The 15426-nt window shown below is 40.7% G+C and carries 13 protein-coding genes; 5 read left to right on the top strand and 8 right to left on the bottom strand.

Going from position 1 to position 15426, the window contains the following annotated elements:
- Positions 1-4: 4 nt before the first annotated feature.
- The 7 genes from nusB to glyA form a co-directional block, all read right to left on the bottom strand.
- Complete coding sequence (nusB, locus tag Q8W26_RS11750; RefSeq protein WP_101214837.1) at positions 5-421, bottom strand: transcription antitermination factor NusB; 417 nt, start codon at positions 419-421, stop codon at positions 5-7.
- 17 nt (positions 422-438) lie between these two features.
- Positions 439-909, bottom strand: a complete 471-nt coding sequence (gene ribE / locus Q8W26_RS11745; protein ID WP_101214838.1) for a 6,7-dimethyl-8-ribityllumazine synthase — start codon at positions 907-909, stop codon at positions 439-441.
- A gap of 174 nt (positions 910-1083) precedes the next feature.
- Positions 1084-2187, bottom strand: coding sequence for a bifunctional 3,4-dihydroxy-2-butanone-4-phosphate synthase/GTP cyclohydrolase II (ribBA, locus tag Q8W26_RS11740; RefSeq protein WP_101214839.1), 1104 nt, complete (start codon positions 2185-2187; stop codon positions 1084-1086).
- A 119-nt stretch (positions 2188-2306) separates the two neighbouring features.
- A complete protein-coding gene (locus tag Q8W26_RS11735; protein WP_101214840.1) occupies positions 2307-2960 on the bottom strand; it encodes a riboflavin synthase in 654 nt (217 codons plus the stop codon).
- On the bottom strand, positions 2961-4091 hold the full coding sequence (gene ribD, locus Q8W26_RS11730) for a bifunctional diaminohydroxyphosphoribosylaminopyrimidine deaminase/5-amino-6-(5-phosphoribosylamino)uracil reductase RibD (protein WP_101214841.1): 1131 nt from the start codon (positions 4089-4091) through the stop codon (positions 2961-2963).
- A gap of 29 nt (positions 4092-4120) precedes the next feature.
- The gene (gene nrdR, locus Q8W26_RS11725; RefSeq protein WP_101214842.1) at positions 4121-4573 is read right to left on the bottom strand and encodes a transcriptional regulator NrdR; all 453 of its coding nucleotides are present in this window, start codon (positions 4571-4573) and stop codon (positions 4121-4123) included.
- Between the two features lie 201 nt (positions 4574-4774).
- Positions 4775-6025, bottom strand: coding sequence for a serine hydroxymethyltransferase (glyA, locus tag Q8W26_RS11720; protein ID WP_101214843.1), 1251 nt, complete (start codon positions 6023-6025; stop codon positions 4775-4777).
- A gap of 605 nt (positions 6026-6630) precedes the next feature.
- Between glyA and Q8W26_RS11715 the strand changes: the two genes are divergently transcribed.
- From Q8W26_RS11715 to Q8W26_RS11700, 4 genes are all read left to right on the top strand, one after another.
- On the top strand, positions 6631-7923 hold the full coding sequence (locus Q8W26_RS11715; protein ID WP_101214844.1) for a diguanylate cyclase: 1293 nt from the start codon (positions 6631-6633) through the stop codon (positions 7921-7923).
- Positions 7924-8062: 139 nt separating this feature from the next.
- Positions 8063-9727: an energy-dependent translational throttle protein EttA gene (gene ettA, locus Q8W26_RS11710; RefSeq protein WP_101214845.1), complete on the top strand. Its 1665-nt coding sequence runs from the start codon at positions 8063-8065 to the stop codon at positions 9725-9727.
- A gap of 527 nt (positions 9728-10254) precedes the next feature.
- A complete protein-coding gene (locus Q8W26_RS11705; RefSeq protein WP_101214846.1) occupies positions 10255-10899 on the top strand; it encodes a flagellar brake protein in 645 nt (214 codons plus the stop codon).
- Between the two features lie 126 nt (positions 10900-11025).
- Positions 11026-11379 carry a PilZ domain-containing protein gene (locus Q8W26_RS11700; RefSeq protein ID WP_101214847.1) on the top strand — a complete coding sequence of 118 codons (354 nt, stop codon included), beginning with the start codon at positions 11026-11028 and terminating at the stop codon, positions 11377-11379.
- Here Q8W26_RS11700 and radA read toward each other — a convergent pair.
- Positions 11376-12743, bottom strand: a complete 1368-nt coding sequence (gene radA / locus Q8W26_RS11695; protein WP_101214848.1) for a DNA repair protein RadA — start codon at positions 12741-12743, stop codon at positions 11376-11378. The two genes, Q8W26_RS11700 and radA, sit on opposite strands and share 4 nt — an antisense overlap.
- A 179-nt stretch (positions 12744-12922) precedes the next feature.
- On the opposite strand from radA, the gene Q8W26_RS11690 reads away from it, so the two are divergent.
- Positions 12923-15367, top strand: a complete 2445-nt coding sequence (locus Q8W26_RS11690) for a PilZ domain-containing protein (protein ID WP_101214849.1) — start codon at positions 12923-12925, stop codon at positions 15365-15367.
- The last annotated feature ends 59 nt before the right edge of the window (positions 15368-15426 follow it).

Below are 15426 nucleotides of genomic sequence, written 5' to 3'. Positions count from 1 at the left end.
AGGCCTATTTTAGTTTACGAATACGAGCAACAGTTTTATCTAAAACACCGTTAACAAATTTGTGACTATCATCTGCTGCAAAAGCTTTTGCAAGTTCAATTGCTTCATTAATAATCACTTTGTATGGCGTATCTTGCTGCTCTTTTAACTCATAAGTAGCTAAACGTAAGATAGCACGATCGATTTGATCCACCTCTTCCGCGTTACGGCTTAAATATGGGCGGTAAGCATCATCAATTTCAACACAAGAATGAGCGACACCCGTTAGCAACGCGCGGAAGTACTCAACATCAACCCCTTTGATATCTTGATTTGTCAAAAATTCATGCTCAATCAGGCCAACGTTATTGCCAGATAGCTGCCATGAATAAATCGCTTGCAGGGCAAGGCGACGGGCTTTACGACGTTCAGATGGTTTCATATCTTTCTTACTTCCTATTATGCGTCTAGTAGACGCATTACATTAATCATTTCAAGGGCACTTAGTGCCGCTTCGCCACCTTTGTTACCCGCTTTAGTGCCAGCACGTTCGATAGCTTGTTCAATAGTGTCTGTAGTTAAAACACCAAAGGCCACTGGTACACTGTATTGCATAGCAACTTGTGATAAGCCTTTATTACATTCGCCGGCAACAAAATCAAAATGAGGTGTGCCACCACGAATTACCGCACCTAGCGTGATAATTGCGTCAAACTCGCCTTTAGCTGCCACTTTTTGTGTCGCAACAGGTAGCTCTACTGCACCAGGTACACGAACGATAGTGATATCATCTTCGCTCATACCGCCAGTACGTACTAGCGTATCAACTGCACCAGACACTAAAGAGTCAACGATAAAGCTGTTAAAGCGTGAAACAACAATTGCCACCTTGGCATCAGTAACCTGAAGATTACCTTCAATAATTTTCATGATTTGACCTTATAAAGAATTTAATTTGGAGAAGCCGCCAAAAAAGTGCGGCAATGATAACACAGGCACTAGCCAAAACGCATTATCATTCTGTAGAAACAATAATGATGACGATCACTTTATTGTCATCGTCATCATTTTTCCGTTAGCAAAACAAACGCAGGATTGCGACTATTACTCGCTAATGTAATTTACAACCTCAAGACCGAAGCCTGAAAGAGCATGGTAGCGCTTAGGAGAACTTAATAAGTTCATCTTACCGACGCCTAAATCCGCTAATATTTGTGAACCAACACCCACTCGGCGTGAAGTGCCTTGCCACTTAGCCGCAACAGGCTTTTCACCTTTATCTTCTAATTCAAACGCACGTAACTGGGCTAATAAATTGTCATTTGATTCGTTATTAGCCAGTAACACTAATACACCACCTTGCTCAGCGATACGTTGCATCGCTTTATCAAGTGGCCAACTACGGTTTTGTGCACGCTCACTGGCTAACAAATCGTTGAAGGTGTTTTGTAAATGAACACGTACATTAGTTTCGTTTTCGTGGTTAATATCACCTTTGACCATTGCGTAATGTAACTCATCGTCAATAGTGTCTCGGTAGGTTACTAAATCAAATTCACCATACTTAGTCGGTAATTTACACTGCGCTTCTTTAACAATCGTTGTTTCGTTAGCGTTGCGGTATTCAATTAAATCGGCGATTGTGCCCATTTTAATATCGTGTTCTTGAGCAAAGACTTCTAAATCAGGACGGCGCGCCATAGTGCCGTCTTCTTTTAGAATCTCAACAATCACACTAGCAGGTTCAGAACCAGCAAGACGCGCTAAATCACAACCTGCCTCAGTGTGACCTGCTCGCGTTAATACGCCGCCATCTTGTGCCATCAATGGGAAGATATGACCCGGTTGCACGATGTCTGCTGCGCAACCTTTAACTGCCGCTTCAACAGTGCGTGAACGATCAGCGGCTGAGATACCAGTCGTAACCCCAGTCGCAGCTTCAATAGATACAGTAAAGTTTGTAGAAAATTGTGCTTTATTGGCATCGACCATTAAAGGTAAATTCAAGTGTTCGCAACGTTCTTTCGTTAAGGTTAAACAAATTAAGCCACGGCCATGAGTTGCCATAAAGTTAATCGCTTGCGGCGTGATTTTGTCCGCTGCAATGATTAAATCACCTTCATTCTCACGATCTTCGTCATCCATCAGGATAACCATTTTGCCTTGCTTAATATCTTCGATTATTTCTTCAATCGTATTTAATGCCATGATAAAGCCTTAACGTTTGTGCAAGCCAATGGATTTGGCAAGCTGAGTAATAATATACATGTGTTTAATACCGTTAAATTCAAGGGTAAAAACATTTTATTTATAAATTTTTTTGATTCTTACTTAAGAAAGCCACTGCGTGCTAATAAATCCATACTGATATCTTTCTTTTGCTCAGATTGGTTCCCTAACATTAACCGTTCGAGGTAACGAGCAATTTGGTCAACTTCAAGATTAACTTTGCTGCCAACAACAAATTGACTAATAGTTGTTTCACCACTGGTATGTGGCACGATAGTTAAGCGAAAACTCGAGTCTTCAAGCCCATTGACGGTTAAGCTAATACCGTCAACACTAATTGAGCCTTTGTAAGCAATATACTTCATTAATTCTTGTGGGGCGCTAATCCAATAATCAGTGCTACGGCCATTGGCTTGGATACGCTCAACAACGCCTACCCCATCAACATGCCCACTCACCATATGCCCGCCAAGACGTGTCGTTGGTGTTAGCGCTTTTTCTAAGTTAATCGACTGACCAACCTTGTAATGTGTAAAACCAGTGAGGCTAACGGTTTCATTAGATACATCAGCGCAAAAACTGTCTTTATTTAGCGTTACAACGGTTAAACACACCCCGTTACTGGCAATACTATCACCGAGTTTCACGTCACTAATATCTAAAGAGTTTGTTTGAATTTCAACATGGTAATCACCACCTTGCTGTTTGAGCTGGGTTAACGTACCAACCGCTTCTATAATTCCAGTAAACATTTAACTTTGCTTCCTTTGTGGTGAGGCAATAACACGTATATCTTGCCCAACCATACGTAAATCTTTGATCGTTAAATCGACTAACTGTTCTATCCCCTGAACACTCGGCATCGAGAACAGCCCTTTATTATTTGAGCCCATCAACTTTGGCGCTTGATAGATAATAATCTCATCGACTAAATTTGCTTCGAGCAAGCCACCAGATAATGTCTGCCCTGCTTCAACCCATACAAGGTTAATATCGCGTTTAGCTAACACACTCATCAGTTGTGTTAAATCTATAGCTCCCTGTCCTGGAATCACTAACTGCTCAACATGACTAGGCCACGATAAGGCATCCTGTGTTCGACGAACTAATAAAATGGAAGACTCAATTGAAATCATTTTATGACTTGGTTTGACTCGATTTTTGCTGTCGAGAACAATTCGGATTGGCTGGCGTAATTGCTGCTCAGTAATACTACTTTTGACTTTACCAAGTTCATCCCAACGTAAGTTGAGGCTTGGGTTGTCTGCTAAAACGGTGTTTGAACCGGTCAAAATAGCACAACTTTGTGCCCTAAATGCTTGTACATCCACACGTGAATCGGCACTGGTTATCCACTGACTCTGTCCATGACTCAACGCTGTGCATCCATCAAGCGTTGACCCTAGTTTAACTTGAACAAATGGGCGTTTACGTTCCATTCTGCTCAAAAAGCCAGGGTTTAATGCGCGAGCCTGTGCCTCTAGCACATTAGATGTCACGCTAACGCCTGCGGCCTCAAGCATTTTAATGCCTCTGCCAGCTACTTGCGGGTTAGGGTCAACCATTGCAATCACAACTCTAGCAACACCCGCATCAATCAACCCTTGAGCACAGGGTGGTGTTCGCCCAAAGTGGCTACATGGCTCTAATGTTACATAAGCTGTGGCTCCTTGAGCTAATTCACCGGCTTGCGCCAAAGCGTTAACCTCAGCATGGCCAAGTCCTGCTTTTTGATGGTAGCCTTGACCAACAACTTGGTTGTCATTGACGAGAACACAGCCAACATTTGGGTTAGGCGTTGTGGTATAACGCCCAAGCTTTGCCAAGTTTATAGCTTGCTGCATAAATTCAATATCGACAACAGATGACCACTTAGAACTCATAAACCTTTCCTATTCACCAGCACTTCAATCTAGTTATTGTCTAGTTTCGCAATCTCTTTGCCAAACTCTTCAACGTCTTCAAACGCACGATAGACGGACGCAAAACGGATGTAAGCTACTTTGTCTAAGCGTTTTAATTCATCCATCACTAAATTACCAACCAACGTCGATAATACTTCTCGCTCGCCAGTCGCTCTTAGCTTGGATTTGATTTGGTGTAATGAGTTCTCGATTTCATCGACTCCCACTGGGCGACGCTCTAATGCACGAGCCATACCGCTTCGTAACTTTTCATCATCAAAAGGTTCACGTGAGCCAGTTGTTTTTATTATTTTTGGCATCACCAATTCAGCCTGCTCGAACGTAGTAAAACGTTCCAGACACTGTAAACACTGGCGTCGTCTTCTTACCTGATGCCCATCCGATACAAGCCTTGAATCAATTACTTTCGTTTCACAAGTACGACAAAAAGGACAGTGCATAAATCACCTTTAAACTTAAATTAATCACCTAAATAGCCCGTTTAATTTACTTATTAACGCGCAAAGCCACTTAGGTAATTAAACTAATTTATCAGCCACTACTTTCAAAGCAACCCAATTAGGCTAATAGTATTAGATAGAGGCATCAAGCATAAAAAAGGCCGCAAAGGCGGCCATTATATCTGGAATTAATGCAAATGATTAGCCATATACAGGTAATCGAGCACAAATTTCTAGTACATTTTGCTTAACACGTGCAATCGTTGCTTCATCATTGATATCGTCAAGCACGTCACAGATCCAGCCAGTTAGGGCTTTAGTGTCAGCAACAGTGAAACCACGGCGCGTAATTGCAGGTGTACCTAAACGTAGACCAGAAGTTACAAACGGAGAACGAGGATCGTTTGGTACTGAGTTTTTGTTTACTGTGATGAAGGCGCGGCCTAAAGCAGCGTCAGCATCTTTACCTGTGATGTCTTTATCGATTAGGTCAAGTAACAACAAATGGTTAGACGTACCGTTAGAAACAACTTTATAACCGCGTTCTTGTAATACTTCAACCATTGCATTAGCGTTATCTAACACACCCTGTTGGTATGCTTTAAACTCTGGTTGTAATGCTTCTTTAAATGCTACCGCTTTTGCCGCGATAACGTGCATTAATGGACCACCTTGGCCACCAGGGAAAACAGCAGAGTTCAATTTCTTTTGAACCGCTTCATTTTCACGCGCAAGGATTAAACCACCACGAGGACCAGCAAGTGTTTTATGTGTTGTTGTAGTTACAACATCAGCTACTGGCACTGGGTTAGGGTAAAGACCCGCAGCTACTAGACCAGCGATGTGAGCCATATCTACGAATAAGTAAGCACCTACTTTGTCAGCGATATCGCGGAAACGTTGCCAATCAACGACACCAGAGAATGCAGAGAATCCAGCAATAATCATTTTTGGTTTGTGCTCTAAAGCCAACTCTTCAACTTCAGCGTAGTTAATATCACCCGCTTCATCTAAGCCATATTGCTTAGCGTTGTATAGTTTACCTGAGAAGCTTACGTGTGAACCGTGAGTTAAGTGACCACCGTGTGCTAGGCTCATGCCTAATACCGTGTCGCCATGCTCTAATAAAGCTAAGAATACCGCTGAGTTAGCTTGTGAACCTGAGTGAGGTTGAACGTTAGCGTAATCAGCACCAAATAATTCTTTTGCGCGATCAATTGCTAATGTTTCAGCTTTATCAACGTACTCACAACCACCGTAGTAACGTTTACCTGGGTAGCCTTCAGCGTATTTATTGGTTAACTGAGAGCCTTGAGCTTCAAAAACACGCGGGCTAGCATAGTTTTCAGAAGCAATAAGCTCAATGTGCTCTTCTTGACGGGTCGTTTCTTGGTTAATTGCTTCAAACAATTCTGGATCGAAATCGGCAATGTTCATATCACGTTTAAGCATTATAGGCTCCACTGATAGCGTTAATAAATTAAAAAAATTTCGGGTATTCTACATGTCTAGACGGCTAAATCCTAGCCATATCTGTGACTTTTATCAAACTTTTGTTGCCTTACAACGAGTCCATTTTTCCTGATACCACTTTTGTTATCTTGAACAATAAAAAGTGCATAATGCAATCAATGATTCGTTCTTGTAATAGTCAGTATCCCCAGAATGAAAGCTTATAAGATAAAGCTGTAAAGTGCTGAATTAATTGTTTCTTGTTTGTGGGGCAATACACCCCCTCCCTGATAGCCCCCTCTTTAATTAAAGTCAGCTCAATTTATAACTCAACACCTAACCCTCCGTATTTTTAACACTAGATGGGTATTTTGAAAACAGCGCACACAAAATTATGTTAAACCGCTCTGGGAACACTTACTTTATACTCAATTGTTGGATAGTATATAAACAATAATTTAACAACAATAAGAAATTTAAACGTCTCAAGTACGGTCATTATTGATAGAGATATGAACTGAACAAAATGAAAGCTGTGAAGCAATTATATAGCCTCATGACTAGCCATAAGGAGAGATAATGTTAACTAGTAAATTGAGGGCACTATGACGCCTATTGAGCTACTTGAACTATTAAACAGTCAACCTGATGGAATAGCAAAGCTTTCACCAATTGATGGGCGATACCTATTTGCCAATGATCGAGAGTTAATCTATCGCGACATTTCACGTGATGAGTTAAGGTCGGTATCTATATTTAACTTCTTTACAGCTGATGAAAACGCAGAACTCAAGCAACTCTTTTTGACTTGTGTTAACACCCCTGACACAGCCCCTATTTTCTTTACCTACCAAAGCGGAGCACTGCTATTTGAGATGACACTGGTGAAAACTAAAGATAATTGCATCGCCAGCACCTTAAAGGATATCACCAAACAGCATAGTCTTGAGCAATTACAGAAAGAGCAACAAGAAAGCATTAAATGTCTCAATGACGCAGTGACTAGCGCCAACGTTGGATGTTGGGATTTTTATCCAAAGCAAGAGAGGATTCTAGCTAATAAGACCTGGGTCACTCAAAAAGGCTACAAGGATTCAGACTATAGGGTAGATACTAAAGACTTTTCAGAGGTCAGTGGTGGCCTATCCAAATGGGCTTCGATTGTTCACCCCGATGACTTAGAAAAAACATCAGCATTAATTACCCAACACCTAAATGGCGAAACCCCAGTCTATGACGCTATTTTCCGTATGAAATTTGGTGATGGTCAGTGGCACTGGATTCATGACATAGGAAAAGTAACCTCCCGTGATAGTAAAGGGAGTGCATTGCGAATGAATGGTGTACATATTGACATTACCAGCTCAAAGAAACTAGAACTTGAAATAGAACGAATTTCATCAACAGATACATTAACGGGTATTTTAAACCGTCGTAATTTTGAATCTATATTTAAGTCAGCAATTAACGCATCTAGGCAACATCAGACCTTAATTTGCTTCCTTATTATTGATATCGACCTATTTAAAGAATTCAACGATACTTATGGCCACCAAGAAGGTGATCGTATTCTTGAAAGCGTTGGTGCAGCACTTAATAGCTCGCTATCCCGTCACGGCGATTACTGCTTTAGATTAGGTGGAGAAGAGTTTGGAGTTATTTTTAACGCTGATACTCATCAAAGTGCGATAAGTTTCTCCGAGAAAATAAAGTCTAATATAGAAAGAGTTAACCTCACTCATCAAACAAATGGTTCCGACCGTTTTATCACAGTTTCTATGGGCTTACAGTGTAAAGGGCACAAAGAAAAAACAACCTCGGTAAAAGAGATGTATAGGCAAGCCGATGAGTTACTATATCAAGCTAAAAGAAATGGGCGAAATCAAATCTGCTATTAAGGGCACTTTTACTTAACAACATTAAGGGAATTGCTTCTTGCCCTTACCAAGAGCTATTGCATGTTAGCCATATCGCCATTGCGTTTTTTTGTTTACACTATGGGCATAATTATCAGCTCATTAATTTTAGGATTATCCAATGGCTCAATTTATTTATTCAATGAACCGTGTTGGCAAAGTGGTACCGCCAAAGCGTCATATTCTTAAAGATATCTCTCTTAGTTTCTTCCCTGGTGCAAAAATCGGTGTGCTTGGTTTAAATGGTGCAGGTAAATCAACTCTGCTAAAAATCATGGCTGGTCTTGATACCGATATCGAAGGTGAAGCACGCCCATTAGCCGATATTCGCATCGGTTACCTGCCTCAAGAACCTATTCTTGATAATGAAAAAACCGTTAAAGAATCAGTAGAAGAAGCGTTTGCTGAAGTGAAAAACGCCCTAACCCGTCTTGATCAGGTTTATGCAGAATACGCAGAAGAAGGAGCTGACTTTGATGCCCTTGCTAAAGAGCAAGGAGAGTTAGAAGCATTAATCCAAGCGCAAGAAGGTCATAACTTAGACCATGCTTTAGAGCGTGCTGCTGACGCACTTCGCCTGCCAGCGTGGGATGCAAAAATTGGTGTTCTTTCTGGTGGTGAGCGCCGCCGTGTTGCGTTGTGTCGCCTCTTACTAGAAAAACCTGACATGCTGTTACTTGATGAACCAACCAACCACCTTGATGCAGAGTCAGTGGCTTGGTTAGAGCGCTTCTTACATGATTATACGGGTACTGTTGTGGCAATTACCCATGACCGTTATTTCTTAGATAATGTTGCAGGCTGGATCTTAGAGCTTGACCGTGGCCAAGGTATTCCTTGGGAAGGTAACTACTCAAGCTGGCTAGAACAAAAAGATGCCCGCTTATCACAAGAAAAATCACAAGAAAAAGCACGTCAACGCTCAATAGCCAAAGAGTTAGAGTGGGTACGTACTAACCCTAAAGGCCGTCAAGCGAAGAGTAAAGCGCGTATGGCTCGCTTTGAGGAGCTTAACACCAACGATTACCAAAAGCGTAATGAAACAAACGAGCTATTTATTCCACCGGGGCCACGCCTAGGTGATAAAGTGCTTGATGTGACTAACCTGAAAAAGTCATTTGATGGTCGTGTATTAATCGACGACTTAAGCTTTAGCATTCCAAAAGGCGCTATTGTTGGGATCATCGGTGCCAATGGTGCAGGTAAGTCGACTTTATTTAAAATGATTACGGGTGCAGAGCAACCTGATTCAGGTGAAATCACTCTTGGTGAAAGCGTAGTTTGCGCAAGTGTTGATCAGTTCCGTGATGATATGAATGAAAACAACACTGTTTTCCAAGAAATCGCCGAAGATCAAGACATCTTAACCGTTGGTAATGTCCAAATCCCATCACGTGCTTATGTGGGCCGCTTTAACTTCAAAGGCAGCGATCAGCAAAAACGTATTGGTGAGCTGTCTGGTGGTGAGCGTAACCGTGTTCATTTAGCTAAGCTCTTAAAAGCGGGCGGTAATATGATCCTGCTTGATGAGCCAACCAATGATTTAGACGTTGAAACACTGCGTGCATTAGAAGATGCCTTATTAGAGTTCCCTGGCTGTGCCATGGTTATCTCGCATGACCGTTGGTTCTTAGACCGTATCGCGACTCACATCTTAGATTACCGTGATGAAGGTCAAATCAACTTCTTCGAAGGCGCATACACCGATTATGAGAAATGGTTAAAAGAAACCATCGGTGAAGCAGCAGCTAACCCTCACCGTATTAAATACAAGCGTATTTCTTAATACACTCTTAGATTGACCGTATATAAAAGGCCCCGTTTTATCTAAATAAAACGGGGCCTTTTTATTTAACTAATTAAAAATTTCAGTACAAGTTAAACGCCAGAGCACTATAGTTTGTATTTCATCGCGAGATTAGTTGATAGTATTTTTAGCGTTGTAAGCTCTCTAAGTAGTGTAGACACTTTATTCTTGTCCATTATCACAACCTGCAATTTATGCGTGCTAAAAAGAGCACAACTTAACTTAACTTAACTTAACTTAACTTAACTTAACTTAACTTAACTTAATTATTACCCTCTAACTCAATGATAAAATAAATTTAATACCAGGGTAATTTGGCTATTATAAAAAATACTTATTCATCCCTTTGTCTGATTATTTGATAAAAACCTTGAATCAATGAATATTTTTCTTTTCTTGAATTGATTTACGTCAGGTTTAGTCTAAATTACAAACTACAACACCAACTTTAGCTATCGCTAATGTTACAATCCTCTTTACCTTAAATTATTATTAATAGGGCTATTGTGAATATCGATGAATTAGGTGACTTGGTTGGAACCAGTGTTTTACTTAGAACCACTATATCTCAAAGAAAATATAGGGCTAACTTTATAGGCTATAAAAAAGATAAAAGTATCATTTTGACTAAGCCCAGTTCTCACTGTGGTGGGGAAGAAAATAGCTTACTTGCTGGCGAAGAAGTGATTGTTCACTTTTTATCGAACGCTAAAGCTTGCGCCTTTAAGGCTGGTGTTATGCATATTGCTTCTGCTCCATATCCTTATATACATTTAACCTACCCTCGCCATATTCAATTTGAACAATTCCGTCATTATAATCGTATTAAGATAAAAGACGCCTCCGCCACATTATTAATTCCAGAGAATGAACCTATGGAAGTCTCTGTCATTGACATGAGTATGGGTGGACTCCAACTAGAATGTTGCTCATCATGCCTTGATGATGGCGCGCATATCAATATTGAGTTCGCTTTACCTGAAGAGTTAGATATTGAGCCGGTTGTTTTACCCGTTACCGTGCAAAACCATCACCATGGTCAAGGTGGCATCGAGCTTTATGGGTTAAAATTCGATCCTCTTAAGCCAGATAAAACGGCAAGATTACAACAGCTTTTAGGGTACTTTGTCTCCCTACCAGCCGAGAACTAATCTTGTTTATCAGCAAATATACAATGCTCTGGCATCCTTTAACGTGGAAAATTAAGTTGTAATTCAGGTTAATAATACGGTAATTTGACTATACTAAAGAGAGCGTTAAAAACTAAAGAGAGAATGATGGAAGATAAAAGACTTTTTCAGCGGGTATTATTTAGCCATGACGCAAAATTAATCATCGCTGAGCAGCAATGGTCAACACAAATCCTCGACTTATCACTGCATGGTTTCTTGTGTACTGAACCAAGCCTTTTTCCCGCGGACACAGGAGATCATGTTCAGTTAGAGTTAAAATTAGGCGACGAGCACATTATTAAAATGAATGCCATCATTGCTCATGTCGACAAACACATGCTTGGCATGAAATGTCATCACATTGACCTTGATAGCATTGCTGAATTAAAACGCTTAATGCAGTTAAATATTGCTAACGAAGAATTACTAAATCGAGATATAACACAACTGGCTCGCTAAAAAATCGCCTCAATGGCTTGTGAAAGCTTTTTAACGCCGATGATTTCCATCCCTTTTGGGATTGTTTTTGGTACATTTCCCATCGGTACAATGGCGCGAGTAAAGCCGTGTTTAAACGCTTCATTTAAACGCTCTTGCCCACTCGGCACAGGGCGAATCTCCCCCGCTAAACCAACTTCGCCAAACACGACTAAGTTATGACCTAAAGCTTGATTTTTAAAGCTAGAAACCATCGCTACTAATAAGGCTAAATCTGAAGCAGTTTCAGCTACTTTTACTCCGCCAACCACATTAGCAAAAACATCTTGATCGGACATTTGAAGTCCTCCATGACGATGTAATACAGCAAGTAGCATGGCTAGCCTGTTTTGTTCTAAGCCAACGGCTATTCGACGCGGGTTTGGCATCTGAGAATAATCCACCAGCGCTTGAAGTTCGACCAATAATGGGCGAGTCCCTTCCCAAATAACCAACACAACAGAGCCCGGGCTTTCTTCATCATCACGAGATAAGAAAATAGCTGACGGGTTAGTCACCTCCTTGAGCCCTTTCCCTGTCATCGCAAAGACACCCAATTCATTAACCGCACCAAAGCGGTTTTTATGACTGCGCATGGTTCTAAAACGGCTATCAGTCGAGCCATCTAATAAAATAGAACAATCAATACAATGCTCTAAAACTTTTGGCCCAGCTAAGCTGCCGTCTTTTGTTACATGGCCAACAAGAAAGATAGCCACGCCAAACTGCTTTGCAAAACGAGTCAGAAAAGCTGCTGATTCACGTACCTGAGCCACACTCCCAGGTGCAGATTGAATATCAGCAACATGAACCACTTGAATAGAGTCAATAACCATAATCTTAGGTTGTTCTTGCTTGGCAATATCACAAATCGTTTCAACAGACGTCTCAGATAGCATTTTGAGCTTGTCGGTTGGCAAGCCTAAACGACTAGCTCGCATCGCAACTTGTTGCAATGACTCTTCGCCAGTAACATACAAAGCCCCCATTTGATTAGCCAGTCCACACATCACTTGCAGTAATAATGTACTTTTACCTGCACCGGGATTACCACCAATAAGAATAGCTGATCCGGGTACGATACCACCACCTAACACACGATCTAACTCTTGATAACCACTGCCTAAGCGCGGTAACTCATCTAATGAAATTTGTTCTAATGTTTGAACTTTGCTTTGTGTGTTCCCAGCATAACCTGAGAAGCGAGCACTGCGAGCATTTACAGCGGTATCAAGACGAACTTCGGTGATAGTATTCCACGCTTGGCAGGCATTACACTGTCCTTGCCAGCGTGAGTGTTCCGCACCACAGTCATTACAAACGTAAGAAGTTTTAGATTTTGCCATAATAAATTTTAACCACCGACATAATAGGCATATAAATTGCTTTATAAATAATAGTCCTAGCCATTACACAAACAGTGTATGGTTTGGAGTTTGTTGCGGTTATTCTACCTCGATATGGTAAGATTACTTAGCGCATCGTCGATTTATTTTTATAGCAAAATAGGAAAGTGTTCACCAATATGCCTGTAGATACTGACCACGCTTTAATAAGCAGTATTATTCCTTATTTTCACGATCAAGATTTTAACCAACGATTTGAAGATCTCACGCTTCAACTGTCAAAGTCTCGACGCTTTTTAGTTAAAATGGAAGTTAATCGTCTCTATTCTGAATGCTCTCGTGCGATTGACCTAAGGGGGCGTGTGGATGGTGAATGTAGAGAGTTTCAATTTGAAGGACTTACCCATCACCTTGATGATTTAGCCATTGAAACGTTCAATGAAGCTATCTCTGTATACTCTAAATACACCACTGGTGTTTTTGAAGAAGTCTCTCAAACAAAAAATTCTTATCGCGAGCAACAAGATGATGTAGATCAGCTGCGCCGTGAATCAATAGAAGAGGCTGCCAAACAGAAGAGACGAACACCAGCAAAGATGGAAAGTGTTACGGCACAAGTACCAGTCCACCATGCAAAAATCATCGATCTCGCGCAATTTCACTTAAGAAAAGAAGAGCGAATCAATACTCTATCACCAGTCACCGTTCGCTTAGCCAATGGCAGAACGGCTAACGGTATCACCTCTAATTTATCAGTTCATGGCGCCAAAGTTAAACTTGCGAGTCAACATGCCATTCGTGTGGGTGATACACTTTATGTAAAGCATAATGAAATCGAGCAATTGCCCGATAGTGAGCCAGTCAATCTAGAGCTCGCTTATACCGTGTTGAATATTCAGACAAAAAATGAAGCTTCTTGGTATCAATTAGAACGTCAACACCTCGATGAAAAAATTGATAGCGTTCTTCAAGCACACTTAAAAATTCAAAAAAACCAAGTAACCACAGATGTTGAACACGTCATTGATATGTTAACAACCTTTGGTTATCAACAACTCTACAGCAGCAAGTTTGTTGGCCTACCCATTTTCTTTAGTCAGAACGATGATCAGTATCATGCTGAATATGCTTTATGTAACCCGGCAAATCGTCACATCATAAACTATTGGCAAAGCAGTAATAACATTCTGCGGGTCACTGGCCTACTAAGAAGTAAACGACTGACTCGTATTCTGAAACTATTACAATCTAAGCCAAACCAATTATTATACTGTTTCACCCATATTGCCAAAGGCAAAAAATACTTTTACAGCGCCACAGATTATGAATTAAAGCATACTGGATTAACGGACTTGTTCATGCAGTTTGGTGCAAAAAAAGAAGGCTGGCGGGTTTATCAATTACAATTGGCGCCGATTACTGATCACCAATGGCGTTTACCCAATGTACTACCTAAGCACTTAACCGCCAAAGACAGCGCAAAGCCAGAACAACATCAATATTTAGAATCCCTATCAGAGCTCGATCTCATGGGCTATCTTATTGATATTACTTCAGAGCAAGGTAGAAGCTTTTACCAGCAACGGCAGCCCAAAAAAAATGAACTCGCTAAACTGAAAGTTTTTTGTCACAGCGACACAGCACAAGCCGGGCTCAAATTGATTGACACTAATTATCAATCATTACGCCAAGAAGACCGCTTTAATTATCAAACACCGGTGATTATCCATCACAATAAACAAACCTTTAAAGGCTCAACGGTCGACTTTTCTGTCCACGGTATGCAAATTCTAATGAAGCAATCTGTACCGATAACGGCTTCAGACATCATTAAACTGGAGTTTCCATTGTTAGCCAAAGTTAGCGGAAACCCTGAACTGGCATTTTTACAATACCAAGTTATGCGTGCAACTCCTGATGGAAAGCAGCTCAATTTAAAGATAGAAATCAATGATGAGACAGAGCATGGACCAAAGCTTATTTATAAAATAATCAAGAATAATAAACGTAAACTGACCGCACAAATAGCTCCTCCCGCGGACTTTAATAAACTGTTAAAAACCTTACATTGCGAAAAAAATGATACCTTACCAATCATCATATCGAAGAAAGGAAATACCTATAAAGTATCTCACCTGGTTCAAACTCGCGAAGAGAATCGGCTGCTCAACTTATTCTCTGCTCAATCGACAATGTTAGGGTATGGAGATACGGCATGTATCGCAAAAAACAATTTATTTAATCAGATATTTGCTAATTCACTAAAGAAAATATCTCCGACGTCTCCAGCGGTGTCACAAGAAATTTATATCCAATTAAGCACACCAGCCGATAGTCATGACTATCATACCTCAACGCGCTTATTTGAAGAGTTTGAAACGAAAGAAGACCACCAAGCATTTATCACTTTAGCAAAGCAACAAGGTGAGTTTTTCGCTATTAGAATTTACATTAGTAGAACCAATAAGGTCGATTACAAAGCGTTCTCCCGAGAGCTTATCTATGCCGCTAAGCAATCAAGTTTCAAAACTCGTCAGCTTCAAGCCCAGCTTGATTCAGTGATCGGAATAGCCGAGATGACTGACATTAGTGAAGAAGTTTTACAACGGTTTGATTTAATCTAAGAGAAGCAGTAAACATCTTATATATCAGGGGCCTTAATGTTATCAAGAGCCCCTTTCAT

Origin of the sequence: Psychrobium sp. 1_MG-2023, from assembly GCF_030689115.1 — a bacterium.
Taxonomy (GTDB): domain Bacteria; phylum Pseudomonadota; class Gammaproteobacteria; order Enterobacterales; family Psychrobiaceae; genus Psychrobium.
Note: the sequence above shows the minus strand (reverse complement) of the source record. Positions and strands in the feature narration are given on the sequence as shown.

What these genes read in the sequence shown, in the direction of transcription:
- radA (WP_101214848.1), bottom strand. Translation starts at nt 12,743, where the DNA reads ATGGCAAAATCTAAAACTTCTTACGTTTGTAATGACTGTGGTGCGGAA.
- Q8W26_RS11700 (WP_101214847.1), top strand. Translation starts at nt 11,026, where the DNA reads ATGGAAGATAAAAGACTTTTTCAGCGGGTATTATTTAGCCATGACGCA.
- Q8W26_RS11715 (WP_101214844.1), top strand. Translation starts at nt 6,631, where the DNA reads ATGACGCCTATTGAGCTACTTGAACTATTAAACAGTCAACCTGATGGA.
- glyA (WP_101214843.1), bottom strand. Translation starts at nt 6,025, where the DNA reads ATGCTTAAACGTGATATGAACATTGCCGATTTCGATCCAGAATTGTTT.
- ribD (WP_101214841.1), bottom strand. Translation starts at nt 4,091, where the DNA reads ATGAGTTCTAAGTGGTCATCTGTTGTCGATATTGAATTTATGCAGCAA.
- ettA (WP_101214845.1), top strand. Translation starts at nt 8,063, where the DNA reads ATGGCTCAATTTATTTATTCAATGAACCGTGTTGGCAAAGTGGTACCG.
- Q8W26_RS11690 (WP_101214849.1), top strand. Translation starts at nt 12,923, where the DNA reads ATGCCTGTAGATACTGACCACGCTTTAATAAGCAGTATTATTCCTTAT.
- ribE (WP_101214838.1), bottom strand. Translation starts at nt 909, where the DNA reads ATGAAAATTATTGAAGGTAATCTTCAGGTTACTGATGCCAAGGTGGCA.
- Q8W26_RS11735 (WP_101214840.1), bottom strand. Translation starts at nt 2,960, where the DNA reads ATGTTTACTGGAATTATAGAAGCGGTTGGTACGTTAACCCAGCTCAAA.
- nusB (WP_101214837.1), bottom strand. Translation starts at nt 421, where the DNA reads ATGAAACCATCTGAACGTCGTAAAGCCCGTCGCCTTGCCCTGCAAGCG.
- ribBA (WP_101214839.1), bottom strand. Translation starts at nt 2,187, where the DNA reads ATGGCATTAAATACGATTGAAGAAATAATCGAAGATATTAAGCAAGGC.
- nrdR (WP_101214842.1), bottom strand. Translation starts at nt 4,573, where the DNA reads ATGCACTGTCCTTTTTGTCGTACTTGTGAAACGAAAGTAATTGATTCA.